Origin of the sequence: Achromobacter sp. D10 (genome assembly GCF_035282245.1) — a bacterium.
Lineage (GTDB): Bacteria > Pseudomonadota > Gammaproteobacteria > Burkholderiales > Burkholderiaceae_B > Achromobacter > Achromobacter insolitus.
This window is the reverse complement of sequence record NZ_JAYJLE010000015.1, coordinates 133,338-157,218: the sequence shown is the minus strand read 5'-3', so window position 1 is coordinate 157,218 and position 23,881 is coordinate 133,338. Positions and strand designations below refer to the sequence as shown.

Below are 23,881 nucleotides of genomic sequence, written 5' to 3'. Positions count from 1 at the left end.
TTCCTGCTGGGCGCGAATGCGCCGGTGCACATTCTGACCTCCAGCTCCACCGTGCGCCGCATCATCAACATGACTGCGATGACGGTGCTGGACGCCAACCGGGTCGAAGCCTCGGCCTGATCCAGCCCCGGCGCGCATTTGCCGCCGGGCCACACCAGGGCAAAAAGACAAAAAGCCGCGCCATCTCCGGATGGCGCGGCTTTTTTGCGCTGAAGTCCAGTGCGGAGTTGAGCTTAGTTGCGGCTGGCCTTCCAGGTGCCGTCAGGCTGCTTGCAGAACCAGAACTGCCATTTTTCGGTGGTGGCGCCGCGAGCGAAATCGCCAACCAGGAAACGGCAGACGCGGTCGTCCTTGACCTTGCTGGTCTGCGTAGGCGTCAGCTGGACGGTGATGGGCGGAGCCTTCCTGGGCTGGTGCGTGCTGCTCCACTGGGTGCGCTGGCCGTCGGCCGACGTGTTCAGGGACTGCGCCACGGCTTCGTGGAACGAGGGCTGATCGCCCTTGGGGATTTGCGTGATGATGGCATTGTTCAGCATCACCGGAGGCGCGGCGATCGCAGGCGCGGCCATGCCACAAGCCACGAGCAAAGAGGCGAGAACGCGGGTGTGTTTCAAGATGGGCTCCCTGTTGAGTCGTAGTGTTATGCCTGATCTTGGGGCGATAGTACGCGAACGGATGGAACAATGCTCTGCGCGGCGCGCTGAAACCAGCGGTTTTTGCCTGGAGGCCACACCTGGGCCCGAAGCGTCCGGTCACAAGAAGCGCGGCTGGCGCTTTCCGCATAGGCGAAAAAAAGCCGCCAGAGACTGGCGGCCAAGGTACAACAAGGGGAGGGGTAAATCCGCGTGCGCTCAGTTGGCGTGGTAGACGCCTTGGAAGGGCACGTTGTTCGGTTCCACATCGGCCATCTGGCCGGCGGCGCGGGCTGCCGCCAATTCAGCGCGCACTTCGGCGCGGGTCTTGCCGGTGTGGGGCGTGCCGTACACACCTTGGAAGGGCACGTTGTTCGGTTCCACTTCAGCCATCTGGCCGGCAGCCTTGGCGGCGGCCAGTTCAGCCTGCACCTGGGCGCGGGTCGGGCCTTCGTAGGGGGTGCCGTAGACACCTTGGAACGGAACGTTGTTGGGTTCGATGTTGGGCGAGGCGGCGTAGGCGCCGGCGCTTAGCGCGGCCAGGGACATCATCAAAGCGGTAGCGAGGGTCTTCATGGTAAATCTCCGATTTCAAGAGCTTTGGGAGCGAATCGGCGGCCTATCCGTCTGGTTCGTTGCTGTTTCCCGATGGCTCAATAGTGCGCTGAATCGGACTAGGGATAAACCCGTATATTGGTAAAAGATATTCCCATCAGTGGAAAGATAGGCAATTTCTTAGGATGTATTTTCCATTGATGGAATCGGGGACGGATTTTCAGGCGCAGGAATGCCTGGAATACGGCGATTCCATGAAGTACTGGGCGCAGGCGGGAAGGGCGGCGAAGAGGCGCGGCCCGTATCAGTAGTGCGGCGGTATCTCGTCGCGCAGGCTGCGGAAGGGGGCGCCGCCCTCGGGCGCCTGCTGGCGCAGGTCGGCCACTTCGCGCATCAGCCGGTCTATCTGCTGTTGCTGGCGCACGATGATCTGGTTGAGCTGTTCCAGCATGTCGTCCGAAAAGCTGGCCTTGACCTCCAGCTCCAGCAGGCGGCGTTCGATGTCTTGCAAGTTATCCATGGCGGGTATTAGAACCGATTCCCGCCGCGGCCCCTACAGGAGGCGTGTTTGACGCAGCGGCAATGGTGGCGTACGGGCGTGGGGCATTGGGCCGTGCATGGCCTGCTGGCGTCGTTTCCGGCTGGGACCGCCTGGGCGCAGGAAGCGGAACCGCTTTTGCCTGCCGTCGTTGTGACGGGCACGCGCCTGGACACCACGGTGCTGGATACTCCGGCCTCGGTCAACGTGGTGGAAGGCGCGGCCATGCGCCTGAACCAGCCGGGCATCAACCTGTCCGAGGGCTTGGCCGGCGTGCCGGGCCTGCAGATCCAGAACCGCCAGAACTACGCCCAGGATCTGCAGATATCCAGCCGCGGCTTTGGCGCCCGCTCCACTTTCGGCGTGCGCGGCGTGCGCCTGTACGTGGACGGCATTCCGGCCACCATGCCGGACGGACAGGGGCAGACGTCGAACATCGATATCGGGTCCATCGGCCATGTCGAAGTGCTGCGCGGACCATTTTCCGCGCTGTACGGCAATTCCTCGGGCGGCGTGATCCAGGTGTTTACCGAGGATGGCGCGGCGCCGCCCTCGCTCGCGACCAGCGGCTGGGGCGGCAGCTACGGCACCTGGCGTTACGGCGCCCGCGCCAACGGCGCAGCCGGCGCGCTGGACTACGTGCTGGACCTGACCCGTTTCACCACCGACGGCTATCGCGACCACAGCGCCGCCCGCAAGAACCTGGGCAATGCCAAGCTCGGCCTGCAACTGGACGACGCCAGCCGCCTGACCATCGTGGCCAACAGCGTGGACCTCAAGGCGCAGGATCCGCTGGGCCTGACCTACCAGCAGTTCCAGGACGATCCGCGCGCGGCTCCACTGGCCCGGCAGTACGACACCCGCAAGACGGTCAGGCAGACCCAGGGCGGCGCGGTCTACGAGCGCCAGGTGGACGGCCGCAATACCTTGCGCGTGATGGTTTATTACGGCCAGCGGGACACTACGCAATACCAGGCCATTCCCCCGGCCGCGCAGATGGCGCCCACCCAGGCTGGCGGGGTGATAGACCTGAAGCGTCAGTACGGCGGCGCCGATCTGCGCTGGACCTCCGAGCAGACGATGGCGGGCCGGCCATTGACGTTGATCGGCGGCTTTTCCTATGACTCCATGCGCGAAGACCGCAAGGGCTACCAGAACTACACGGGTGAGGGCGCCAGCCGGCAACTGGGCGTGCAGGGCGCGCTGCGGCGCGACGAGACCAATACCGTCTACAACGCGGATCCTTACCTGCAGGCATCGTGGCAGGTGACGGAGCGCTGGACGCTGGATGCCGGCCTGCGTTACAGCACGGTCGGCTTCGATTCCAACGATCATTACATTGCGGCCGGCAATGTCGACGACAGTGGCGACGCGCGCTATCGCAAGGCCTTGCCGGTCGCGGCCGTCCGTTATGCGCCGAATCCGGATCTGAGCTTTTACGCGTCGTATGGGCGGGGATTCGAGACGCCGACGCTCAACGAGATCTCTTACCGTCCCGGCGGCCAGCCCGGCCTGAACTTCGGGCTGGCGCCGGCGCTCAGCACCAACCTGGAGGCGGGCGTGAAGGCGAACCTGGCGGGCGGCTTGCTGACGGCCGCGGTGTTCCATACCGGCACCGACGACGAGATCGTGTCCGCGGGCAGCTCCGGCGGACGGACCACGTACCAGAACGCCGGCCGCACGCGGCGCGATGGCATGGAGCTGGGCTGGTCCGGCGAGTTCGCCAGACATGGGCGCGCGCAACTCTCCTACACCTGGTTGAATGCGCGGTATGCCGACGACGGGCCAGGCGACATCCGCGCCGGCAACAAGATCCCCGGCATCGCGCGCCAGGCAGCCTATGCCTCGCTGGCCTGGGCGCCGCCGGAGGGTTGGCAGGCATCGATGGAAGGGCGTTTTCTCAGCAAGATCTACGTGAACGATGCCAACGACGGCGACGCGCCTGCCTACTTCGTGGCGGCACTTAGCGCGGGGTATGTATTGAAGGCGGGGGCCTGGGAGCTGAACGCCTACGGGCGTGTGGACAACCTGTTCGACCGGCGCTACGCCGGATCCGTGATCGTCAACGAGACCAACGGACGCTACTACGAACCCGCTGCCGGGCGCAGCCTGGGAGCGGGCGTGGGCGCGACATACCGGTTCTGAGAACGGTCCTCAGTCCGGCATGTCCGAATAGCAGAAACCATAGTCTTCGCAGGCCGGGCAGCCCGGCGCGGCGGTTGGCGGCAGGCCCGCCTGCTCGCAGGCGGAATAGGCCAGGAACTGCTTCCACCGCAGGTTGCGCACATTGCGCACCACCAGGCCGGGATAGTGCCGCGCCAGCAGGAAGGTCACGTCCTCGCGGCCCGACAGGCCCAGGTCCCGCCACAGATGGTCGGGCCGGAGACAGGCATGCGCCAGCACGCTGGTGACCCAGGGTGTCGTGCCCGCGCCGGGCGCTGCCCAGGTGTCCAGCAGCGCGCGCATCAGGCGCATGAATTCCGTCTGGGCCGTATCTGCGCGGCGGGCCGGGTAGATGGCGGCCTGCTCGCGCAGGCTCGCCAACGCCGGGTCGTGGCCCGTCAGTGCGCCGGGGAAGAGGCACGCCGCGAGGCTTTCCAGTTCGCGCGGCGCCAGGCCGCAGCGGCCCAGGTCGCCGCCGGCCAGGCTCTTGCCGATGACGGTGGCGAAGAAGCCTGCGTCCGGATGGCCCGGTGGGGCATGGCGCAGCAGCGCGCCGCAGAACCGCGAGGCGAGGTCGGTCCTGTCGGCCGGGGTTGCTACGGGAGCGATGGAGACGGCGTTCATGGTCGGAAGGCGGTGGTTGCCGATGATTAAACTGTTAACCAAATCGTTATGGTGTTGAATATATAACGAAACCCGCGCTGCGTCCGTGTTGCCTGGCATGGTTCCGGGGCCGCGCGATCGGCGTATCGCCGGGCAAAAAAAACAGGCGCCCGCAGGCGCCTGTTTTTTGTTTCAACGGCAGGCCGTCATTACATGGCGTGACCCATGTTGACGTTCATGTTGTAGAGCACCCATGCCGAACCGCCAACGATGATGGCGATGATCATGACGGTGAACAGGAACGTGGCCAGGTTGTCGCGGGCCGACTTCGATGCGCCCATGTGCAGGAAGTACACCAGCTGCACCAGCAGCTGGATCACGCACAGCGCCACCACACCGATGATGGTGATGGTGTGGGACAGTCCGCCGTTCATCACCAGGCCGAAAGAGCCGAAGGTGAGAAGCAGCGAGAGCACGAAACCGATGATGTAGGACTTCAGGCTGCCGTGGTCGGCGGCGTGGTCGTCGTGGCCGTGTGCGGCCGCAGCGGAGTGCGACATCAGATGGCTCCCATGAGATAGACGAAGGTGAAGACGCAGATCCAGACAATGTCCAGGAAGTGCCAGAACAGGCTCAGGCACGCCAGACGACGCTTGTTGATCGAATCCAGGCCATGGCGGCGGATCATGTCCAGCAGGACGATGATCCAGATCAGGCCGAAGGTGACGTGCAGGCCGTGCGTGCCGATCAGCGTGAAGAACGCCGACAGGTACGCGCTGCGGCCGGGGCCGGCGCCGATCGAGATCAGGTGATGGAATTCATAGACTTCCATCGCGATGAAGCCCGCGCCGAACAGGAACGTCACCATCAACCAGCCCATGGCGCGGCTCTTGTTGTTGGCGTGCACGTTCAGGTTGGCCATGCCGAACGTGAAGCTGGAGAACAGCAGCAACAGCGTTTCGACCAGCACGAACTTCAGATCGAACAGTTCCTTGCCCGTCGGACCGCCCGCGGTGGCGTTGAACAACACCGCGAACGTGGCGAACAGCACCGAGAAGATCAGCAAGTCGCTCATCAGATAGACCCAGAAACCGAAAACGGTCTTGGATCCATCGTCGTGATGCGCGTGATCGTCGTGACCCGCGTGGGGGTGAGTGGCTACGGCTTGAATCATGGCTCAGGCGGCCTTCTGCATTTTGTCAAAGTGAGCGTTTTCGATGCGTTCGACTTCCGCGGCCGGGACCCAGTAGTCGACGTCGCGGTCATAGGCGCGGACGATGAACGAACCGATCATGCCGACGAAACCGACGATGGACAGCCACCAGATGTGCCAGATCAGGGCAAAGCACATGACCAGGCCAAAGGCGCCGATGAATACGCCGGCGGCGGTGTTCTTCGGCATGTGGATGTCTTCGTACTTGGCCGGGCGCTTGTAAGCCTTGCCGTTCTGCTTGTCTTCCCAGAACTGGTCCAGCGAGTCAACGTGCGGCACGTGGGCGAAGTTGTAGAAAGGAGCGGGCGAAGAGATCGACCATTCCAGCGTGCGGCCATCCCAGGGATCGCCGGTGATGTCCTGGTTCTGCTTGCGCTGGCGAACCGACACGAAAACTTGCTGCAGCAGGAACCAGATGCCCAGCATGATCAGCGCGGCGCCGGCCAGGGCGACCAGCAGGTAGGGCTGCCATTCGGGGTTGTCGTAGTGGTTCAGGCGACGGGTCATGCCCTTGAAGCCCAGGATGTACAGGGGCATGAAGGCCAGGAAGAAGCCGACGAACCAGCAGTAGAACGAATAGCGGCCCAGGCGTTCGTTCAGCTTGAAGCCGAAAGCCTTGGGGAACCAGTAGGTCATGCCGGCGATGCAACCGAACACCACGCCACCGATGATGGTGTTGTGGAAGTGGGCGATCAGGAACAGGCTGTTGTGCAGCACGAAAGACACGCCGGGGATGGCCAGCATCACGCCGGTCATGCCGCCGATGACGAAGACGATCATGAAGCCCAGCGTCCACAGCACCGGCGTGGTGATGCGCAGGCGGCCGCGGTAGATGGTGAACAGCCAGTTGAAGATCTTCGCGCCCGTCGGGATCGAGATGATCATCGTCGCTATGCCGAAGAAGGCATTGACGTTGGCCCCCGCGCCCATGGTGAAGAAGTGGTGCAGCCAGACCAGGAACGACAGCACGCCGATGGCGGCCGTGGCGTAAACCATGGATTTGTAGCCGAACAGGGTCTTGCGGGCGTAGGTGGCAACGATTTCCGAATACACCCCGAACGCCGGCAGCACCAGGATGTAGACCTCGGGGTGGCCCCAGATCCAGATCAGGTTCACGTACATCATGACGTTGCCGCCCATGTCGTTCGTGAAGAAGTGCGTGCCCAGGTAGCGGTCCATCGTCAGCAGCGCGAGCGTTGCGGCCAGCACGGGGAAGGCAGCGACGATCAGGACGTTGGTGACCAGCGAGGTCCAGGTGAAGATCGGCATCTTCATCAGGCTCATGCCCGGCGCGCGCATGCGCAGGATGGTCACGATGAAGTTGATACCGCTAAGCGTGGTGCCCAGCCCGGATATCTGGAGCGCCCAGATGTAGTAATCCACCCCCACGCTCGGACTGTAGTCCAGCCCGGAGAGCGGCGGATAGGCGAGCCAGCCGGTCGCGGCGAATTCGCCCACGAACAGCGAGATCATCATCAGCGCGACGCCGGCGCCGAACAGCCAGAAGCTCAGCGAGTTCAAGAACGGGTAGGCCACGTCGCGAGCGCCGATCTGCAGCGGCACGACAAGGTTCATCAGCCCGGTGATGAAGGGCATCGCCATGAAGAAAATCATGATGACGCCGTGGGCGGTGAAGATCTGGTCGTAGTGGTGCGGCGGCAGGAAGCCCGCCGAGTCGGCGGACGCGACCGCCAGCTGGGTACGCATCATGATGGCGTCGGCGAAGCCGCGCAGCAGCATGATCAGGGCGACGATGATGTACATCACGCCGATACGCTTGTGGTCGACCGTGGTCAGCCACTCCGTCCAGAGATACTTCCACTTCTGGAAGTAGGTGATGGCGCCGAAGACCGCTAGGCCTCCCAGGCACACGGCGGCCAGCGTAACCATGACGATGGGTTCATGGTACGGAATGGCCTCGAGGGTGAGTTTCCCGAGCATTGTTAGTTAATTCCTGCGATCAGATTGTTCGACGTGGGGGTGCACGTGGCGGAGTCCACGCCGGCCATCTTGGTCATGGTGCTGCCAAGAATGAAATCAAACATGGCGGGGGGCGCCGAGGAGTACTTGACGACCGGGTTGTGCTCGCTGCGCTTGGTCAGCTCCGCATAGACCTCGGGGGTCAGCGCGGCCGGGGCGGCCTTGGCTTCCTTGATCCAGTTGTCGAACCCTTCCTGCGGCATGGCGATGGCCTTGAAGCGCATGCCGGAGAAGCCGGCGCCGCTGTAGTTGGCCGAGATGCCCGCATAGGTGCCGGCTTCGCGCGCGTTCAGGTGCAGCTTGGTCTCCATGCCAGCCATCGAGTAGATCTGGCTGCCCAGCTGGGGGATGAAGAACGAGTTCATGACCGTGGCCGAGGTGATCCGGAAGTTGACCGGCACATCGACGGGGAACGCGATCTCGTTGACCGTGGCGATGTCGTACTCGGGGTAGATGAACAGCCACTTCCAATCCAGCGAAACCACCTCGATGGTCACCGGCTTGTGTTCGGACACGAGCGGCTTGTAGGGATCCAGCGCATGCGTCGAGCGCCAGGTGATCACGGCCAGAATGGCCACGATGATACAAGGGATGGTCCAGACTACGACTTCGATCGCCGTGGAGTGGGCCCACTTGGGCTGGTAGTCAGCTTTGGTGTTGGAGGCGCGGTATTTCCAGGCAAAAGCCAGGATCATGACGATGACTGGAATCACGACGATGAGCATCAGCCCGGTCGTCGTGAACAGCAAAGTCCTTTCCTGGATGCCGATATCTCCCTTGGGGGAGAGGATTTCCATGTTGCAGCCGCCAAGCAGCATGACCGCGCCGACGCTAAGAATGCGCGTAAGGGTCGCAAGGAGGGGGTGTTTCACGTACAGCCTTGGATGGAAGGTGGAAAATGCTGCGTAGCAGCAAGCGGAAGTGCTGCTAGGCAGCAACGTCCATCCTATCGGCTTGATATGGGTCAAGCATGCGACGAATGGTCGCATTGCCTGGGGGGATTCCGCCCCAAGGGAAACAGATTTAGGGTTTTCCTAGGGGGGCAGGGGCCTGCTGCAGGGTTCCAGGGTGCGACGATATGTCGCACCTGCACATGCGGGATATGCGACGATATGTCGCATCTGCACAAATCAGTCGATGAGCACTTCGCGTTCCGGCCCCGGTTTCTTGGCCAGTTTGCGCTGCAGGGACCGCCGGTGCATGCCCAACAGGCGGGCGGCCGCCGAAACATTGCCGCCGGTTTCGTGCAGGGCCTGGTGGATGTGCTCCCATTCTAGGCGGTGCAACGGTGTCATGGTGGTTTCGATCGTAACGTTTTCCGGCTTCACCAGGCCCAGCGTGCGCAGGATCATCGGCGCCGTGGCGGGCTTGGGCAGGTAGTCGTCCGCGCCGCGCTTGATGGCCTCGACGGCGGTGGCCACGCTGGCGTAGCCGGTGACCAGCAGGATCCGCATGTCGGCGCGCAGGGCGCGCAGCGGCCGGATCAAGGTCAGGCCGGAGTCTTCGCCCAGGCGCAAGTCCACCAGGGCGAAGGCGGGGCGGATTTCCTCGGCCACGCGCAGTGCTTCGGCGATGCCGGTGGCGGTTCGGGTTTCCAGGCCGCGGCGCGACAGGCTGCGCTGCAAGGTGCGCACATACAGCTCGTCGTCGTCGATCAGCAGGCCAAGATCGGTTGGGTTCATTGCACTCAAGTCCCGGGGTTCCCTAGCGGGAGGTAAAAACGAATACGCGTGCCGCCATCTTCGGCGGCGGTCATGGTCATTTCGCCGCCCATCTGTTCCACCGTGGCGTGCGATAGCGCCAGGCCCACGCCTAGCCCTCCCGGCTTGCCGCTGTTGAACAGGCTGGTCGCCGGCAACAGGGTCTGGTCGGGATCGAAACCCCGGCCGTAGTCCCTGACTTCGCCGCGCAGGGCGCCATAACCGTACTCCAGATGCAGATCCACGCGAGGGGCGCCGGCGGCTTCGCCGGCATCGGCCGCGTTGTTCAAGAGGGCCTGCAGCAGGTGGGCGATGGCCGGATCCACCCGCAGGCTGCCAGGCAGGCTGCCCGAGCGCTGCAGGTCGATGGTCGGCCGGATCAGGCGCCACTGTCCCACCACCCGGACCAGGTCCACCGCGGTTGGGACCGCCAGATTGCGGATACGTTCCCGGCACAGGGCCAGCAGCTGGCTGAGCGTGGAGACGTCGGCGCGCAGGTCGTCGTCCTTGACCTCGGCGGCGATCTCGTCGGCCAGCAGCGTCATGGTCGCCAGCGGGGTGTTCAGTTCATGCGCCATCGCCGCGGCGTGAGTGGCCAGGGCGACGATGCCTTCGTTGCGGGTGAAGCGTTCGCGCAGCCGCGCCAGTTCGCGTTCGCGGTCGCGCAGGTCCGAGGCCAGGCGGGTCGAAAACACCAGCACCACCACCACGGAAATGAGGAAATTGGCGCCCATGCCCCATAGCAGCAGCGTGTGGGTGTCGACCTCGCCGCGCAGCGGCTGGCCGAAGATCGCCGCCGCCGCATAGCCCGAGATGCCCGCCACCGCCGCGGCCAGCGCCCAGTTGCGCGGCAAGGCCAGGGCCGCCAGCGCGGTCAGGATCAGGAACATCATGCCGAACGGATTGCTGATTCCGCCGCTCCAGCCCACCATCCATGCCAGCACCGCCATGTCCACGAACAGATGGCCGAATGCCGTGGCATGGGACAGGTCACGGCGGTGCCGCAGGCGCAGGCTTGCGTAGACGTTGAAGCCGATCAGCGCGCCGACGCCGATCCACAGCGGCTCCAGCGGCAGGGCCAGGCCCAGCACGCTGCTGGCCAGCAGGATGGTGGCGGCTTGGCCCGCGATGGCGAGCCAGCGCAGGCTGCAGAGGGTACGCAGGAAGGAAAAGGCGGAACTACCGGGCATATCCAGACACAGAGGTGCCGGCTGGCTGCCGGCGGGTACGGGCGCCCGGCTGCGCGGAACGCTGGCATCCGGGCGCGGCGGGGGGAGCCGGCTGCCGCCGCGCCGGCAAGGACGCGGACGGTGGATGTGCTGGCATTGTATGGTGAATCAGCAACCGCCGCCGGCCGGCCGCCGGCTTATATGTCCCCTAATTTCGGCCGGCAGTGCCGGTCCGCCGTCGCGCCTGCCTCTGTATTAATGGATATCAGAGGTGCCGCTGTGCGCCATCGCGGCAGGAGGGTAGTCTTCCTGGTCGGACGCCATCTGGCCCTGGACCTGCGCCTGCTGCAGCTCCTGCTCGACCTGCGCGCGGGTTTCGCTCTGGCGGGAGACGACGGGGGGAGGATAGTCTTCCTGGCCGAAGGTGTATTGGCCATTGGCCTTGGCCTCGGCCAGTTCGGCGCTGACCTGGCCCGCCGTCTTGGCGGCGGGGGCGGCGTAGGTGACGCGCCAGTCGCCGTAGAGGTCGCGAGAATACTGCGTGGTCTGGGCCTGGACGGCGCCCGCGGCGGCCAAGCCGGCGCATAGCAATAAGGTCTTGCTGTAGGTCTTCATGAAACGCTCCTGGCAATCAAAGCTTGCGGCCGAGGGCGGCCGCGCCTACGTCCACGATGCTGTCGGCGGACGATTCCTGGATGCGGAAAAGCCTGGCCGGCGGCGCCGCAAGGGCGCGCGCCGGACCTTTTTCAATTCGACCCGGCGCGCGGCGCGGCGTTGCACGCCAGGCGGCCTTGTTGCAAGGAAGCTGTTTCAGCCGTGCAGCACAGCTGTCAAGCCACTTTCATGGGGACGTTGCGGGCCGGGCATCAATGGCCATGGCCATGGCCGGCGGCCGGGGCTGCCCCCGCGTTCAGCGGACGCGCTACCGCATCGACCGGCACGCGCCGCTGGTTCCTGGCGGCATCTTCGACGATCAGCGTCAGGGCGACGTGATCGCCCGCCGCGATCTGGCCGGCCAGATCGATCAGCATGACGTGGTAGCCGCCGGGCTTGAGCTCAACGGGCTGGCCCGCGGGCAGATCGATGCCTGGCACCTGGCGCATCTTCATGACGTTGTCCTGCATCGCCATTTCATGGATTTCGACGTGCTTGGCGGCTTGCGATTCCACACCGACCAGGCGGCCCGCGGCGTTGGACGTCAGGCGCATGAAGACGCCCGTGGCATGCTGGCTGGGCACGGTGGCGCGCACCCAGGCGTCATCGACCTTGAGGCCGGCGTCCTGGGCGAGCGCGACATGGTTGGCGCCGGCCAGGGCGCAGAAAGCAAAGGCGGCGGCCGCCAGGGACTTGATCGCGATTTTTTTCATGAGACAGGTCTCTTTGAGAGTTTGGGTCAGAGCACGGTGCGCAGATCGTCCACGCATTCCTGCGCGCTCTGCTGGTGGCGCAGGGCGATGCGCAGCTTGCCGTTCGCGTCGATGACATAGGTCAGCGCGGTGTGGTCCATGGTGTAGGACGAGCCGGTGGCGACCTTCTGATAGAAAACCTTGAACGATTGGGCGGCCGCGCGGGTCTGCTCGGCATTGCCGCGCAGGCCCACGAAGTCCGGATCGAAGGCTTGGGTGTAGGCACGCAGGATCTCCGGCGTGTCGCGTTCGGGGTCGACCGTAATGAACAGGACCCGCAGCTTGTTGGCGTCCGCGCCCAGCAGGGTCTTGATCTCGACCGCGCGGGTCAGCGCCGTGGGGCAGATATCCGGGCATTGCGTGAAGCCGAAGAACAGCATCACCGGCTGGCCGACGTAGTCGGCAAGCTTGCGTTCACGGCCATCGGTGTCCTGCAGATGGAAGTCGCCGGACGGCATGCCGGAAAGATCCATGCCGTGCAGCTTGGGCGCATCGGGGCCGCAGCCCGTCAGGGCCAAAAGGGCGATTGAGGACAGCAGCAGGCGGCGCCGCGGATCGGGCGCGTGGGAGTGCGTCGCGCCGAAGCGCGCGCGCGGAAGGGGGGAATGCATGAAAACCTCGTCGGTTGACGTGTCGTCCAGGGGCGCGGCGAGGGCCGCGCGTTCAGGCGGAGTCAGGCGGCGAGTGGCGGTGCGCGGGAGCCTAGCGGCGGACCCGAGGCGGTTCGCGCGGCCGGGGCATTGCCGGCGGGGGCGGGCAGCGCGGGAAGGCCGGCTGCCAGCAACAGGGGAGTCAGCGCCGGGGCGGGAGCCGGCGCCACGTGCGCCAGCAGGCCGAAGGGGCATAGGGCGCCGACATCGGCGGTGTCATGCGCGGTCTTGCTTTTGTCTTCGGGCGACAAAGCGAGGGTCAGCGCCGATACATCGCCGGCGGCCGAGCAGAACGTGACCTCCAGCCGGCCGTCATGCAGCGCCCGGGTGTCGGGCATGTAGCCTGTGGGCACCAGCGCGCGCAGCACCAGGGCCAGGAGCGCCAGCCAAAGCACGCCCCGCGCGCGCGCGGCGCTGCCGAGAGACTGGAGGCGGGTCAGGCGGGACATGGCGGCATTCTATCCCGCGCCGCCGACGCAAGCATCTGGCCCCAGCGCCCATGGCGCGTCAAAATCTTGGTACCCTTTAACGCACTCAGATCCCGACATCCCACTCAGTGCCCCAGGTTTCAGTGCTTTCCCCGTCCGCCTCGACCTTGCCCATTTCCGCCTTGCCCGCTGCCGCGGCGTCTGCCGACGCGCGCCAGGACAGGCGATCCTTCCGCTTGTGGATGTGCGTGCTGGCGGTGGCGTTGCTGGCCTTGCTGTCCGCCTGCGGCACCACCAAGGTCCAGCCTGGGTACTACCGCGTGCAGTCGGGCGACACGCTGACCCAGATTGCGCGCAAGCAGGGCACCAGCGTGAGCAACCTGGTGCGCTGGAACAAACTCTCGAATTCCAATTCGATCGAAGTCGGGCAGTTGCTGCGGGTCGAGCCGCCGGCCGGACAGGCTCGCACCTCCCCGCCGCCCAGCAAGGCGGGCAGCAAGCCGGCGCCCAAGTCCTCCACTTCCAGCGCGCGGCGGCGCACGGCTCCGCCGGGCGCGATCTCGCTGGTCTGGCCCGCTCAGGGCAAGGTCACGCGCGGCTACGACGGATCGGGTTCCAACGGCATCGTCATCAGCAATTCCTCGGGCACGCCGGTCGTGGCCGCCGCGCAGGGCACGGTGGCCTATTCCGGCAGCGGCCTGCGCGGCTACGGCCATCTGGTCATCGTCAAGCACAACGCCAGCTTCCTGAGCATCTACGCCCACAACAGCAAGCTGCTGGTCAAGGAAGGGCAGCGCGTCAGCCAGGGCCAGAAGATCGCCGAGATGGGCAATAGCGACAGCAAGCAGGTCGGCCTGTACTTTGAGCTGCGCTATGACGGCCAGGCGGTCGATCCCGCGGGATCCTTGCCGCCGAAGTAGGAGTCCCCGGGCAGTTGCCGGCCCTGGGTGCGCGCCAGCGGCTGCCGTCGTCCTAGCGTGGGGTTTCCTGCGTCAGCGTCGAGATGAAGGCGGCCGTGCGCGGATCGGCGGGCTGGCCGAACAGGGTGCGCGAATCGCCGGATTCGACCACGCTGCCATCCAGCAGGAACACCACTTCGCGCGAGACGCTGGCGGCCAGCCGCAGATCGTGGGTGGCCATCAGCATGGTCATGCCTTCGGCCGCCAGCTGGCGCAGCACGTCGACCACTTCGGCCGCAAGGCCCGGATCCAGGGCCGAGGTGGGTTCGTCGCACAGCAGCACGCGCGGCGCCGGCGCCAGCGCCCGGGCGATGGCCACGCGCTGCTGCTGGCCGCCCGACAGGTTGGCGGGCCAGGCGTCCGCCTTTTCCAGCATGCCGACCTTGCGCAGCAGTTCCTCGGCGCGGGCGCGCGCGCGGTCCTGGGGCCACTTCTGCACGGTCAAGAGGCCTTCCATGACATTGCCGATCACGGTCTGGTGCGGGAACAGCTGGAAGTTCTGGAACACCATGCCGGTCTGCTTGCGCACGCGCTGGACCTGGTCGCGAGAGAGCTTTCGGCCAGGTTCGAATTCGACCGTTTCCGGTCCGATCTCCAGCGTGCCGCGATCGGGTACTTCCAGCAGGTTCACACAGCGCAGCAAGGTGCTCTTGCCGCTGCCGGACGGCCCGATCAAGGCCGTGACGCTGCCTTCGGCGATGCTTACGTCCACCTGCTTGAGCACGGGGTTGCCGCCGAATGCCTTCTCTATTTTTTCCAGGCGGATCATCGGTTCTTCTCGTTAAAGACCGCGTGCTGGCCAAAGCGCCGTTCCAGGCGGACCTGCGCGGCGGACAGGACGGAGCTGAACACCAGGTAGATCAGCGCTGCCTCGGTGTACAGGATCAGCGGTTCATAGGTGACCGCAGCGATGCGTTGCGCCGCCTGGAAGATTTCGGGCACGGTCAGCACCGCCGCCAGCGAGGTGTCCTTGACCAGCGCGATGAAGGAGTTGGACAAGGGCGGCACCGCCACGCGCGCCGCCTGCGGCAGGATGGTACGGCGCAGCGCCTGCGCGCGCGTCATGCTGAGCGAATAGGCGGCTTCCCATTGGCCCTTGGTAATGGACTCGATGGCGCCGCGTATCACTTCCGAGTTGTAGGCGCCCACATTGAGAGTGAAACCGATCAGCGCGGCGGGCAGCGGGTCGAGCACGATGCCGGCGCTGGGCAGGCCGTAGAAGATCACGAATAGCTGCACGAGCAGCGGCGTGCCGCGGATCAGCCAGACGTAGAAGCGCACAACCGCCACCAGCGGGGCGGGGCCGAACAGCCGGATCAGCGCCACCACGAAGGCCAGCGCCAGCCCTAGCGCGAACGACATCAGCGTCAGGGGGACCGTGAACATCAGCCCCGCATGCAGCAGGGGCCAGAACGAATCCACCATCAACTGCACCCAGGCAGGCACCGCCCAGTTGCCAAGTTGCGCCAGCAGCCAGTCAGGCAGGACGGATTGCAGCCAGGGGGGTAGCGTCATGTGCGCTCCGCTCGCTTATTGCGCCGACAGGTCCGTGCCGAAATATTTGACCGAGATGGTCTTGTAGGTGCCGTCCGCCTTGATGTCCGCCAACGCCTTGTTGATGGCGGCCTGCAGCTCGGGATTGCCCTTGCGGATAAGCACGCCCGAGTTGCTGAACTCGGCGGTCTTGTCGGTGGCGGCGATTTTCACGCGGGCGTTGGGCTTTTGCTTTTTGAAGTCCAGGAACGACAGGTTGTCGTTCACCGTGGCTTCGACGCGGCCCGAGGTCAGCAGGTCGATGGCTTCGTTAAAGCCCTGTACCGCGATCACTTCGGCGCCATGGCTTTGCGCCAGCTTGCCGAAGTTGCTGGTCAGCGTGTTGGCCGACTTCTTGCCCTTCAGGTCGTCGAAGGACTTGATGCTGGTGTTGTCGTCGCGCACGATCAGCACGGCGGCCGAGGAGATGTAGGGATCCGAAAAATCGTATTTGGCGCGCCGCGCGTCGGTGATGCCGACCTGGTTGATCACCGCGTCGTACCGCTTGGCGTCCAGCCCGGCGATGAGGCCGTCCCATTTGCCTTCGACGAATTGCGCCTTGACGCCCAGGCGCTCGGCGATCGCGCGGCCGATGTCGACGTCAAACCCGGTAAGCTGGCCGGATGCGTCATGGAAAGTGAAAGGGGCGTAGGTGCCTTCGGTGCCGATCTTGAATACGCCGGCGGATTTGATCTGGTCCAGTCCGGATTGGGCATGAGCCGCGGACAATGCGGCGACCTGGACGAGGCCGGCGACGAACAGCGTACGGAAGAGTTTCATGGCGGTGCTCCACGGATGGCAGATATCTCGGGGGAGAGCATCCGTGCCTGCGATGCCCTCCGGCGTAGCCGCACTCTAACAACGCGCCTATTTTTCCACAAAGCATAAGGAATAGTAAAAATATAGCGGCAAGTCATATGGCTATACCCCTGCTCCGGCGCGATGCCGTCGGGGTGCACCCAGGCAGGACTTCAATGGAGATCGGTGTGGAACAGCAATGGAATAGGCGGGCTTTCATGATGGCTGCGGCAGGCGCGGCAGCAGCAAGCGCAATGCCCGCCCAGGCGGCGGACGCCTCGCGGCTGATGCCGGGCAGCGGCAGCATCACGCAGGTGGCGGGGTTGCGGGTGGGGCACTACACCGACACGCGCCGCCCCACGGGCTGTACGGTCATCATCGCCGAGGCCGGCGCGACCGCCGGAGTCGACGTCCGCGGCGCGGCGCCCGGCACGCGGGAAACCGACCTGCTCAATCCGGTGAACATGGTGGAGAAGGTGCACGCCGTGGTGTTGTCGGGCGGCAGCGCCTTTGGCCTGGACGCGGCCTCCGGCGTCATGCGCTATTTGGAGGAAAAGAAGATCGGCTTCGACGTGGGCGTGGCGCACGTGCCCATCGTGCCATCGGCCATTCTGTTCGATCTGGGCGTGGGCGACGCCTCCATCCGGCCGGACGCGGCCGCGGGCTATCAGGCCTGCAAGTCGGCCACGGACGCCGCGCCGCAAGAGGGCAATGTGGGCGCGGGAGCGGGCGCGACGGTGGGCAAGCTGTACGGCCCCAAGCGTGCCATGAAGGGCGGCATCGGCAGCGCGTCGCTGACCGTGGCGGGCGTGACGGTGGGCGCCATCGTCGCGGTCAATGCCGTGGGCGATGTGGTCGATCCGGCCACCGGACGCATCCTGGCCGGCGCCCGCAGCGCGGACGGCAAAATGCTGCTGGATACCCGCGCGGCCATCCTGGCGGGCGACCTGCCCAAGTCCATGCGCCCCGGCACCGCCACCACCATCGGCCTGGTCGCCACGGATGCCAAGCTCACCAAGGCGCAGGCGCAGAAGATCGCGGGCATGGCGCATGATGGGCTGGCGCGCACCATCAATCCCATTCACACGATGCTGGACGGCGACACCATCTTCGCGCTGGGCACAGGCACCTCTGGCAAGCCGGGCAACGTAATGCTGCTGGGCGTCATGGCGGCGGAGGCGATGGCAATTGCGGTGCAGCGCGCCATCCTGTCGGCGCGCGCGCTGGAAGGCTATCCCGCCGCAGTGGATTTCGTCGCCTGACGGCTTCGCGTCCTGACCTCGGACTGTCACACAACGGCGCCATCATGGGGGGCGCCGGCGCGTGGCCGGCGGGCGGAGGGCGTGCATGTACAAGGGCGAACGATTCAATGGCGCGACGCACCTGGCCGGCCTGGCCCTCGCCGTGGCCGCCTCGGGCGCCCTGATTGCCCGCGCGGCGGAGCTGAAAGTTGATACGCGGCAGGTCATCGCCTGCGCCGTGTTCGCCGCGTCGATGATCGCGGTCTATGCGTCGTCGGTGCTGTTCCATTGCACAAGGGGGCGCCGCAAGGCGACGTGGGCCAAGGCTGACCACTGCGCCATCTACCTGTTGATCGCAGGCACGTATACGCCGCTGGCCTACGGGCCGGTGGAACATGGCTGGGGCGCCGCCATGGGCGTGGCGATCTGGCTGCTGGCCGCGGTCGGCATCAGCCGCGAACTGTGGTGGGCGCGCGGCGCGGCGCCGGCATTGCCTTTGTACCTGGCGATGGGATGGCTGGGCGTGATGTTTGCCGCGCCGATCGCGGGCGCGTTGTCCGCGGCCGGGCTGGCCTGGCTGCTGGCGGGGGCGGCGGTCTACACCGCCGGCACGCTCTTCTACGTGAATGACAAGCGCTGGCCCCACGCGCACGGCATCTGGCATCTGTTCGTCATGGGCGGCACGGCCTGCCACTTCGTGACGGTATTCGGCTTCCTGCGGCTGAGCCCGGCCTGAGCGCCGCCGTTCCTAGCGCCAGCTTGCCAGTGGCAGCATGCCGCCGCGGTTTTTCACTTTGCGCATGACGATATGCGAACAGAGGTCGCGCACGCCGGGGATCTTGCTGAGCTTGTCCTCGACGAATTGCGAGAACGCCGTCAGGTTGCGCGTGCGCACCATCAGAATGTAGTTGGACGCGCCGGTCACGATGCTGGCCTCGGTGATTTCATCATGCAGCGCGATCCCTGCCAGGAATTCCTCGTGCCAGCCGGGACGTGACTGGTCCAGCGACACGTGGACGATGGCCTCCAGTTCGAAACCCAGCTTTTCGGCGTCCAGCACGGCGCGGTAGCTGCGGATCAAGCCGCTGTCTTCCAGTGCGCGGACCCGCCGCAGGCAGGCCGAGGGCGACAGCGCCACCTGCTCGGCCAGGTCCTGGTTGCTGAGGTGGCCGTTTTCCTGCAACCGGTAAAGAATGCGCTGGTCTATCGCGTCGATCTGCATGATGCAATCAAATTCCAAAAAAATTAATCATGTGCAATCCAATGCGAAAACCTAGGGTAATCCGCGCCTGAATTTGCAATTTATCAGCCTGATCACGCTGATAGTATGTATCCGGAATATAGCCTCAAGGAGCTGGAAATGAACACCCGTGAAGCCTGCGTGGACGCAGACCGCCTAGACCCTCTGGCGACCCTCAAGGACCGCTTCGATCTGCCGCCGGGCGTCCTCTACATGGACGGCAATTCGCTGGGCGTGCTGCCCAAGGCCGCCGCCGCCCGCGCCGCTTCGGTGATCGGCCAGGAATGGGGCACGGGACTGATCCGCAGCTGGAACACCGCTGGCTGGTTCGACTTGCCCAGCCGCCTGGGCGACAAGCTGGGCCGCCTGCTGGGCGCGCGCGAAGGCGAGCTGGTCGTGACCGACACGACCTCGTTGAACATTTTCAAGGCATTGGCCGCGGCCCTGCGCATCCAGCAACACCAGCATCCCGAGCGCCGCGTCATCCTGTCCGAGCGCGACAATTTCCCCACTGACCTCTACATGATCCAGGGCATGATCGACCTGCTGCAGCAGGGCTATGAAATGCGCCTGATCGACGATGACCTGCCCCTGGACAAGGCGCTGGACGAGTCCGTGGCGGTCATGCTGCTGTCGCACGTGAACTACCGCAGCGGCCAGATGCACGACATGGCCGCCGTGACGGCGCTCGCGCATGAGCGCGGCGCGTTGGCCATCTGGGATCTGGCGCACGCCGCGGGCGCGGTGCCGGTCGACCTGAATGGCGCCGACGCCGACTTTGCCGTGGGCTGCACCTATAAGTACCTGAACGGCGGCCCGGGTTCGCCCGCCTTCATCTGGGTGGCGCCGCGCCACAGCAAGGACTTCTGGCAGCCGTTGTCGGGCTGGTGGGGCCACTCGCGGCCGTTCGACATGGCCGTGGCCTACGAGCCGGCGGGCGGCGTGCGCCGCTACCTGTGCGGTACCCAGCCCATCGTGTCGCTGTCGCTGGTGGAATGCGGATTGGACGTGGCGCATGCCGCCGACATGGCCGAAGTGCGCAAGAAGTCGCTGGCGCTGGGTGACCTGTTCATCGCGCTGGTCGAGGAGCGTTGTGAGGGCCATCCGCTCACGCTGGTGACGCCGCGCAACCACGCGGACCGCGGCAGCCACGTCAGCTTCCGTCACCCCAACGGCTTCGAAGTGATGCAGGCGTTGATCGCGCGCGGCGTGATCGGCGACTACCGCGAACCCGAGGTGCTGCGCTTTGGCCTGACGCCGTTGTATTTCGGCTATGCCGATGTGTGGGATGCCGTCGACATCCTCAAGGACGTGCTGGACACGCGTGCCTGGGACAAGCCGGAATTCAGGCATCGCGCCGCCGTGACCTGAGCGGGCCGCGACACAGCGATATTGCGCGGGCCATAACGGCCCTATATCCATAAAAGAAGAGAGCGCAGGACCTGGAGGAGACAATGCAACAACAGAAAGGATTCGGCCAGATCGCCGAACGTGAGCAGGGCCTGAAACGACGGCTGACCTCGGGACAGATGAGCATGATCGCCATCGGGGGCGCCATTGGCACGGGCCTGTTCCTGGGCAGCAAGTTCGCCATCGGCTTTGCCGGGCCCAGCGTGATCATCAGCTATGCCATCGGCGGCCTGATCACGCTATTGCTGATGGGCTGCCTGGCGGAAATGACGGTGGCGCACTCCACCTCGGGTTCCTTCGGCGCCTATGCCGAACACTATGTCGGTCCGCTGGCGGGTTTTCTGGTGCGCTATGCGTACTGGTCTTGCGTGGTGCTGGCAGTGGGTACCGAGGTCACCGCCGTGGCCGAATACATGAAGTTCTGGTTTCCGGACGTGCCAGGCTGGCAATGGGTCTGCCTGTTCTCGGCGGCGCTGATCTTCATCAACGCGATGAGCGTCAAGACATTCGGTACGGTTGAATACTGGTTCTCCACCATTAAGATCACCGCGATCGTGGCCTTCATCGTCCTGGGCGCCTACGTGGTCTGGGGCAACCCGCAATACGGCACGGCGCTGTACACCTCGCACGGCGGGTTCTTCCCGAACGGCGTCTGGGGCATGTGGATCGCGGTGGTCATCTCGATCTTCAGCTATCTCAGCGTGGAGATGATCGCGGTGGCGGCGGGCGAGGCCGAAGACCCAGAGCGCGCGGTCAAGCAGGCCTTTCGCGCCACCATTGTGCGGCTGGTGGTGTTCTACCTGCTGACGCTGGCGCTGATCCTGGCCATCGTGCCCTGGGACGAGGCGGGCAAGGGCGGCAGCCCCTTCGTCAAAGTGATGCAGGCGCTGGAGATTCCCGGCGCGGCCGGTGTTATCAACTTCATTGTGCTGGTGGCGGCGCTGTCGGCCATGAACAGCCAGCTCTACATCACTACGCGCATGATGTTCAGCCTGTCACGCGCAGGCCATGCGCCGTCCGCGCTTGGCCGGCTGAGCCGCAATGGCACGCCCTTGAATGCGCTGCTGCTGTCGACCAGCGGCATCGCCATCGCCGCGGTGCTGAACGTGCTTTATCCCGAAACCTCGTTCACGCTGATGATGGCGATTTCGATGTTTGGCGCGCTGTTTACGTGGATGATGATCTTCGTGACCCACTATTGCTTCCGTCGCCGCTGGGCGCGCGAAGGCGGCGGGCACTTGTCATTCCGCATGCCGGGGTTTCCGGTGCTGACGCTATTGGGCGCGGGCGCGATGCTGGCTATTCTGGCCACGACCTATTTCACCAGCGTCTTCAAGATGACGCTGGTGTTCGGCGTGCCGTTCCTGCTGGTGCTGGCTGCGCTGTACCAGTTGCTGTTTCGCCGGCGTGGGGAAACCGTGGCGCTGACCCCGCGCAGTCAGCGCTCCTGATTCCGGCGGACTGCGATCAAGCGCTGGCCACGGCCGGCGCGGACTGCTCGATGGACTGTTCCTGCGGCGCCGGCGCAAACACGCGCAGCCGGTGGCCGTCGGGGTCCAGCGCCACGAAGGTGCGGCCGAAATCCATGTCGGTGGGTGCCTGCAGGATGGGCAGGCCGCGCAGGCTCCAGTCCAGGTGGCGGCGGTCCAGTGCCTGGGCATCGGGGACGGTGAAGGCCAGCTCGGTCGCGCCGCCGCGGCCGGCGGCGGCCGGTTCCACGGTGTAACGCGACCACAGACCCAGCATCAGGCCGGAATCCAGCCTGAAAAGCGCGAAGGTGGGGGAGCTTTCGAGAGGCGGGCGCTGCAGCAGCGCGCTGTAGAAGGCGGCGCTTGCTGCGGGCTTTTCGACGTAGAAAATGACGAAATTGGTGTCTGACATGATGCGCTCCGGGTGGTTGACGCGCTCATCTTAGACAGGGGTGCTGTCAGTTTTTGGCAGTAGCCTGCATCAGTTTTTTTGGGGCGCATGGGCGATTGCGCGCCACTCCTTGAGCAGCGCATGACGACGCTTGGGATAGCGTGGGCCGGGCGTGAGCGTGGCGATGCGGTCGGTGCGGAAATGGCGGAAATCCTGCCGCAGTTCGCACCAGGCCATGACGATGCGCACACTGTCGAAAAACCCCAATGCAAATGGCCAGATCACGCGCGCGGAATCGGCACCCTTGTCATCCCGGTAGGTAATGTCGATCTTCAGTTCATTGCGTATGGCCTGGCGGATCAGCGACAGGTCCACGCGGTCGATCACCCGCATCGCGCTGGGGCCGACCAGCAGCGGTATCGCATCCAGCCCGTCGCGCAGTTCCGTGGGCAGCACGGCCCCGATCTTGGCCAGCGCGTTGCTCGCAGCCTGCGCCAGGCGCGGATCGGCGCGGTCCGCCACCCAGCGGGTGCCCAGCACCAGCGCTTCGATTTCCTCGGTGCTGAACATCAGCGGCGGCAACATGAAGCCAGGCCGCAGGACGTAGCCCACGCCTGGCTCGCCTTCGATCTCGGCGCCCTGCGACTGCAGGGTGGCGATGTCGCGATACAGCGTGCGTATGCTGACGCCAAGGTCGGCGGCCAGCTGGCGGCCGCTGACGGGGCGGCGATGGCAGCGCAAGGTCTGCATCAGGCCCAGGAGGCGTTCGGTGCGGGACATGGGGCGGGGCAGGGAATGGCGGATCCATAATGCTGCCACGAAATGGCAGCATTCGGGGGGGCGCCCAGCCGGCTCCGCCGCAGGTCGTTCAGGCCGGGGGCAGAGCGATCAGCCAGTCATGCACGCGCGCAGCCAGGTCCAGGCTGTTGCGATCCATCATCAGCATGTGGGAATTGCCCGCGATGCCCAGTTCCGGCAGCGACAGCAGGGTGACGCAGGGATGCCGCCGCGCGAAGTCGCGGGCCCGCTCGCGCATGCGCGGCCAGCGCGGGTCCGTGTCCATGTTGTCGCCCATGAGGATCAGGGTGGGCGTGCGGTAATCGGTGTCCAGTTCCGGGATGCTGGCCGGTTCCAGCGCGACGACGGCGCGTACGTGGTCGGGCCGCGCCGCGGCCGCGCGTATGCCGAACACCCCCGCTTGCGAGTGGCAGATGACGATCATGCGGCCGACCCGCTCCAGCAGGGCCAGATAGCCGCGGAGAATGGCGGCGTCGGTATGCACCCAGCGCGGGACCATCTGCGCCGCCAGTTCGCCGAACGCCTCCAGCGGGAACTGCGTATTGGCATAGGCGCTGTCGGGGCCGGGCCGGGTGCCGGGGCGTCCGATGCGAAAGCGCGTGTAGCAGTCTTCCTGCGCCTGCACGATGGGAGCTTCCCGCCAGATCTCGGGGACCGGCGCAAAGCCCGAGCGGCCCCGTTCCACGGCGTCGCACAGATAGGCATCCCAGCCGCGGCGCAAGAAAGCATGCAGCCAGCCCTGGCGGCCGTCGGGAGTGGTTTCCCACGCGGCGCCCGTCATGCCGCCGCCGTGCCAGAAGGCCAGTGGCGGTCTGCCGCTGGCGGGTTCGGCCAGGAAATACTGCGCGTACATCTGCTCGACGCGGTAGGTGCCGTTGGGATCCAGGGCCACGGGTTGGCCGCCCTCGGCCATGACCACTTCGCGCCGCGGCAGGCCGGACAGGCGCGCGTCGCGGCCGCCCACATGGAAGGATCCCATGTCCCGCAACCGAATGGGCGCGCGCG

27 protein-coding genes are annotated in these 23,881 nt (G+C 65.5%); 6 read left to right on the top strand and 21 right to left on the bottom strand.

Annotated features, from left to right (window positions below):
- Nucleotides 1-233: 233 nt before the first annotated feature.
- The 3 genes from VCS63_RS27415 to VCS63_RS27405 all read right to left on the bottom strand — a co-directional run bounded on the left by VCS63_RS27415 (nucleotide 234) and on the right by VCS63_RS27405 (nucleotide 1,707).
- Nucleotides 234-614: a hypothetical protein gene (locus tag VCS63_RS27415; protein ID WP_082884790.1), complete on the bottom strand. Its 381-nt coding sequence runs from the start codon at nucleotides 612-614 to the stop codon at nucleotides 234-236.
- A gap of 237 nt (nucleotides 615-851) precedes the next feature.
- Entirely contained in the window at nucleotides 852-1,208 is a 357-nt protein-coding gene (locus tag VCS63_RS27410) for a DUF4148 domain-containing protein (protein ID WP_042794901.1), read from the bottom strand.
- Between the two features lie 283 nt (nucleotides 1,209-1,491).
- On the bottom strand, nucleotides 1,492-1,707 hold the full coding sequence (locus VCS63_RS27405) for a SlyX family protein (RefSeq protein WP_059377677.1): 216 nt from the start codon (nucleotides 1,705-1,707) through the stop codon (nucleotides 1,492-1,494).
- A gap of 78 nt (nucleotides 1,708-1,785) precedes the next feature.
- On the opposite strand from VCS63_RS27405, the gene VCS63_RS27400 reads away from it, so the two are divergent.
- A complete protein-coding gene (locus tag VCS63_RS27400) occupies nucleotides 1,786-3,870 on the top strand; it encodes a TonB-dependent receptor (protein ID WP_063962493.1) in 2,085 nt (694 codons plus the stop codon).
- 9 nt (nucleotides 3,871-3,879) lie between these two features.
- Here VCS63_RS27400 and VCS63_RS27395 read toward each other — a convergent pair whose 3' ends face one another.
- The 11 genes from VCS63_RS27395 to VCS63_RS27345 all read right to left on the bottom strand — a co-directional run bounded on the left by VCS63_RS27395 (nucleotide 3,880) and on the right by VCS63_RS27345 (nucleotide 13,058).
- Nucleotides 3,880-4,512, bottom strand: coding sequence for a nitrogen fixation protein NifQ (locus tag VCS63_RS27395; protein ID WP_063643477.1), 633 nt, complete (start codon nucleotides 4,510-4,512; stop codon nucleotides 3,880-3,882).
- A gap of 188 nt (nucleotides 4,513-4,700) precedes the next feature.
- Nucleotides 4,701-5,051, bottom strand: coding sequence for a cytochrome o ubiquinol oxidase subunit IV (cyoD, locus tag VCS63_RS27390; protein WP_042794898.1), 351 nt, complete (start codon nucleotides 5,049-5,051; stop codon nucleotides 4,701-4,703).
- Entirely contained in the window at nucleotides 5,051-5,665 is a 615-nt protein-coding gene (cyoC, locus tag VCS63_RS27385) for a cytochrome o ubiquinol oxidase subunit III (RefSeq protein ID WP_042794897.1), read from the bottom strand. Before cyoC ends, cyoD begins: the two co-directional genes overlap by 1 nt.
- Nucleotides 5,666-5,668: 3 nt before the next feature.
- Entirely contained in the window at nucleotides 5,669-7,645 is a 1,977-nt protein-coding gene (gene cyoB, locus VCS63_RS27380) for a cytochrome o ubiquinol oxidase subunit I (protein WP_042794896.1), read from the bottom strand.
- A 2-nt stretch (nucleotides 7,646-7,647) separates the two neighbouring features.
- Complete coding sequence (cyoA, locus tag VCS63_RS27375; protein WP_042794895.1) at nucleotides 7,648-8,556, bottom strand: ubiquinol oxidase subunit II; 909 nt, start codon at nucleotides 8,554-8,556, stop codon at nucleotides 7,648-7,650.
- 258 nt (nucleotides 8,557-8,814) lie between these two features.
- On the bottom strand, nucleotides 8,815-9,366 hold the full coding sequence (locus VCS63_RS27370) for a response regulator transcription factor (protein ID WP_042794894.1): 552 nt from the start codon (nucleotides 9,364-9,366) through the stop codon (nucleotides 8,815-8,817).
- Between the two features lie 5 nt (nucleotides 9,367-9,371).
- Nucleotides 9,372-10,574: a HAMP domain-containing histidine kinase gene (locus VCS63_RS27365; protein ID WP_042794893.1), complete on the bottom strand. Its 1,203-nt coding sequence runs from the start codon at nucleotides 10,572-10,574 to the stop codon at nucleotides 9,372-9,374.
- A gap of 234 nt (nucleotides 10,575-10,808) precedes the next feature.
- On the bottom strand, nucleotides 10,809-11,168 hold the full coding sequence (locus VCS63_RS27360) for a DUF4148 domain-containing protein (protein ID WP_063643476.1): 360 nt from the start codon (nucleotides 11,166-11,168) through the stop codon (nucleotides 10,809-10,811).
- 251 nt (nucleotides 11,169-11,419) lie between these two features.
- Complete coding sequence (locus tag VCS63_RS27355) at nucleotides 11,420-11,920, bottom strand: copper chaperone PCu(A)C (RefSeq protein ID WP_063643475.1); 501 nt, start codon at nucleotides 11,918-11,920, stop codon at nucleotides 11,420-11,422.
- A gap of 26 nt (nucleotides 11,921-11,946) precedes the next feature.
- Entirely contained in the window at nucleotides 11,947-12,570 is a 624-nt protein-coding gene (locus tag VCS63_RS27350) for an SCO family protein (protein ID WP_323881591.1), read from the bottom strand.
- Between the two features lie 62 nt (nucleotides 12,571-12,632).
- Nucleotides 12,633-13,058, bottom strand: coding sequence for a DUF2946 family protein (locus VCS63_RS27345; RefSeq protein WP_323881589.1), 426 nt, complete (start codon nucleotides 13,056-13,058; stop codon nucleotides 12,633-12,635).
- Between the two features lie 221 nt (nucleotides 13,059-13,279).
- On the opposite strand from VCS63_RS27345, the gene VCS63_RS27340 reads away from it, so the two are divergent.
- Nucleotides 13,280-13,957: a M23 family metallopeptidase gene (locus VCS63_RS27340; protein ID WP_042794892.1), complete on the top strand. Its 678-nt coding sequence runs from the start codon at nucleotides 13,280-13,282 to the stop codon at nucleotides 13,955-13,957.
- 52 nt (nucleotides 13,958-14,009) lie between these two features.
- Here the strand turns inward: VCS63_RS27340 and VCS63_RS27335 are convergent, their stop codons facing one another.
- The 3 genes from VCS63_RS27335 to VCS63_RS27325 form a co-directional block, all read right to left on the bottom strand.
- A complete protein-coding gene (locus tag VCS63_RS27335; RefSeq protein ID WP_042794891.1) occupies nucleotides 14,010-14,765 on the bottom strand; it encodes an amino acid ABC transporter ATP-binding protein in 756 nt (251 codons plus the stop codon).
- Complete coding sequence (locus tag VCS63_RS27330) at nucleotides 14,762-15,442, bottom strand: ABC transporter permease subunit (protein ID WP_042797302.1); 681 nt, start codon at nucleotides 15,440-15,442, stop codon at nucleotides 14,762-14,764. The genes VCS63_RS27335 and VCS63_RS27330 overlap by 4 nt, the downstream gene beginning before the upstream one ends.
- 84 nt (nucleotides 15,443-15,526) lie before the next feature.
- Nucleotides 15,527-16,309, bottom strand: coding sequence for an amino acid ABC transporter substrate-binding protein (locus VCS63_RS27325; RefSeq protein WP_076815199.1), 783 nt, complete (start codon nucleotides 16,307-16,309; stop codon nucleotides 15,527-15,529).
- A 194-nt stretch (nucleotides 16,310-16,503) separates the two neighbouring features.
- Between VCS63_RS27325 and VCS63_RS27320 the strand changes: the two genes are divergently transcribed.
- Nucleotides 16,504-17,589 (top strand): P1 family peptidase, encoded by a 1,086-nt coding sequence (locus VCS63_RS27320; RefSeq protein WP_175200251.1) that lies wholly within the window; start codon nucleotides 16,504-16,506, stop codon nucleotides 17,587-17,589.
- An 85-nt stretch (nucleotides 17,590-17,674) separates the two neighbouring features.
- A complete protein-coding gene (gene trhA / locus VCS63_RS27315; protein ID WP_042794888.1) occupies nucleotides 17,675-18,304 on the top strand; it encodes a PAQR family membrane homeostasis protein TrhA in 630 nt (209 codons plus the stop codon).
- Between the two features lie 12 nt (nucleotides 18,305-18,316).
- Here the strand turns inward: trhA and VCS63_RS27310 are convergent, their stop codons facing one another.
- Entirely contained in the window at nucleotides 18,317-18,790 is a 474-nt protein-coding gene (locus tag VCS63_RS27310; RefSeq protein WP_042797301.1) for an Lrp/AsnC family transcriptional regulator, read from the bottom strand.
- Between the two features lie 138 nt (nucleotides 18,791-18,928).
- On the opposite strand from VCS63_RS27310, the gene kynU reads away from it, so the two are divergent.
- Nucleotides 18,929-20,179: a kynureninase gene (kynU, locus tag VCS63_RS27305; protein ID WP_323881586.1), complete on the top strand. Its 1,251-nt coding sequence runs from the start codon at nucleotides 18,929-18,931 to the stop codon at nucleotides 20,177-20,179.
- Between the two features lie 83 nt (nucleotides 20,180-20,262).
- Entirely contained in the window at nucleotides 20,263-21,669 is a 1,407-nt protein-coding gene (locus VCS63_RS27300; protein WP_323881584.1) for an amino acid permease, read from the top strand.
- A gap of 16 nt (nucleotides 21,670-21,685) precedes the next feature.
- Here VCS63_RS27300 and VCS63_RS27295 read toward each other — a convergent pair whose 3' ends face one another.
- From VCS63_RS27295 to VCS63_RS27285, 3 genes are all read right to left on the bottom strand, one after another.
- Nucleotides 21,686-22,099, bottom strand: a complete 414-nt coding sequence (locus VCS63_RS27295; RefSeq protein ID WP_042794886.1) for a VOC family protein — start codon at nucleotides 22,097-22,099, stop codon at nucleotides 21,686-21,688.
- A gap of 69 nt (nucleotides 22,100-22,168) precedes the next feature.
- Nucleotides 22,169-22,858 (bottom strand): helix-turn-helix transcriptional regulator, encoded by a 690-nt coding sequence (locus VCS63_RS27290; protein WP_042794885.1) that lies wholly within the window; start codon nucleotides 22,856-22,858, stop codon nucleotides 22,169-22,171.
- Between the two features lie 88 nt (nucleotides 22,859-22,946).
- Nucleotides 22,947-23,855, bottom strand: coding sequence for a hypothetical protein (locus tag VCS63_RS27285; protein WP_323881581.1), 909 nt, complete (start codon nucleotides 23,853-23,855; stop codon nucleotides 22,947-22,949).
- Nucleotides 23,856-23,881 lie beyond the last annotated feature (26 nt).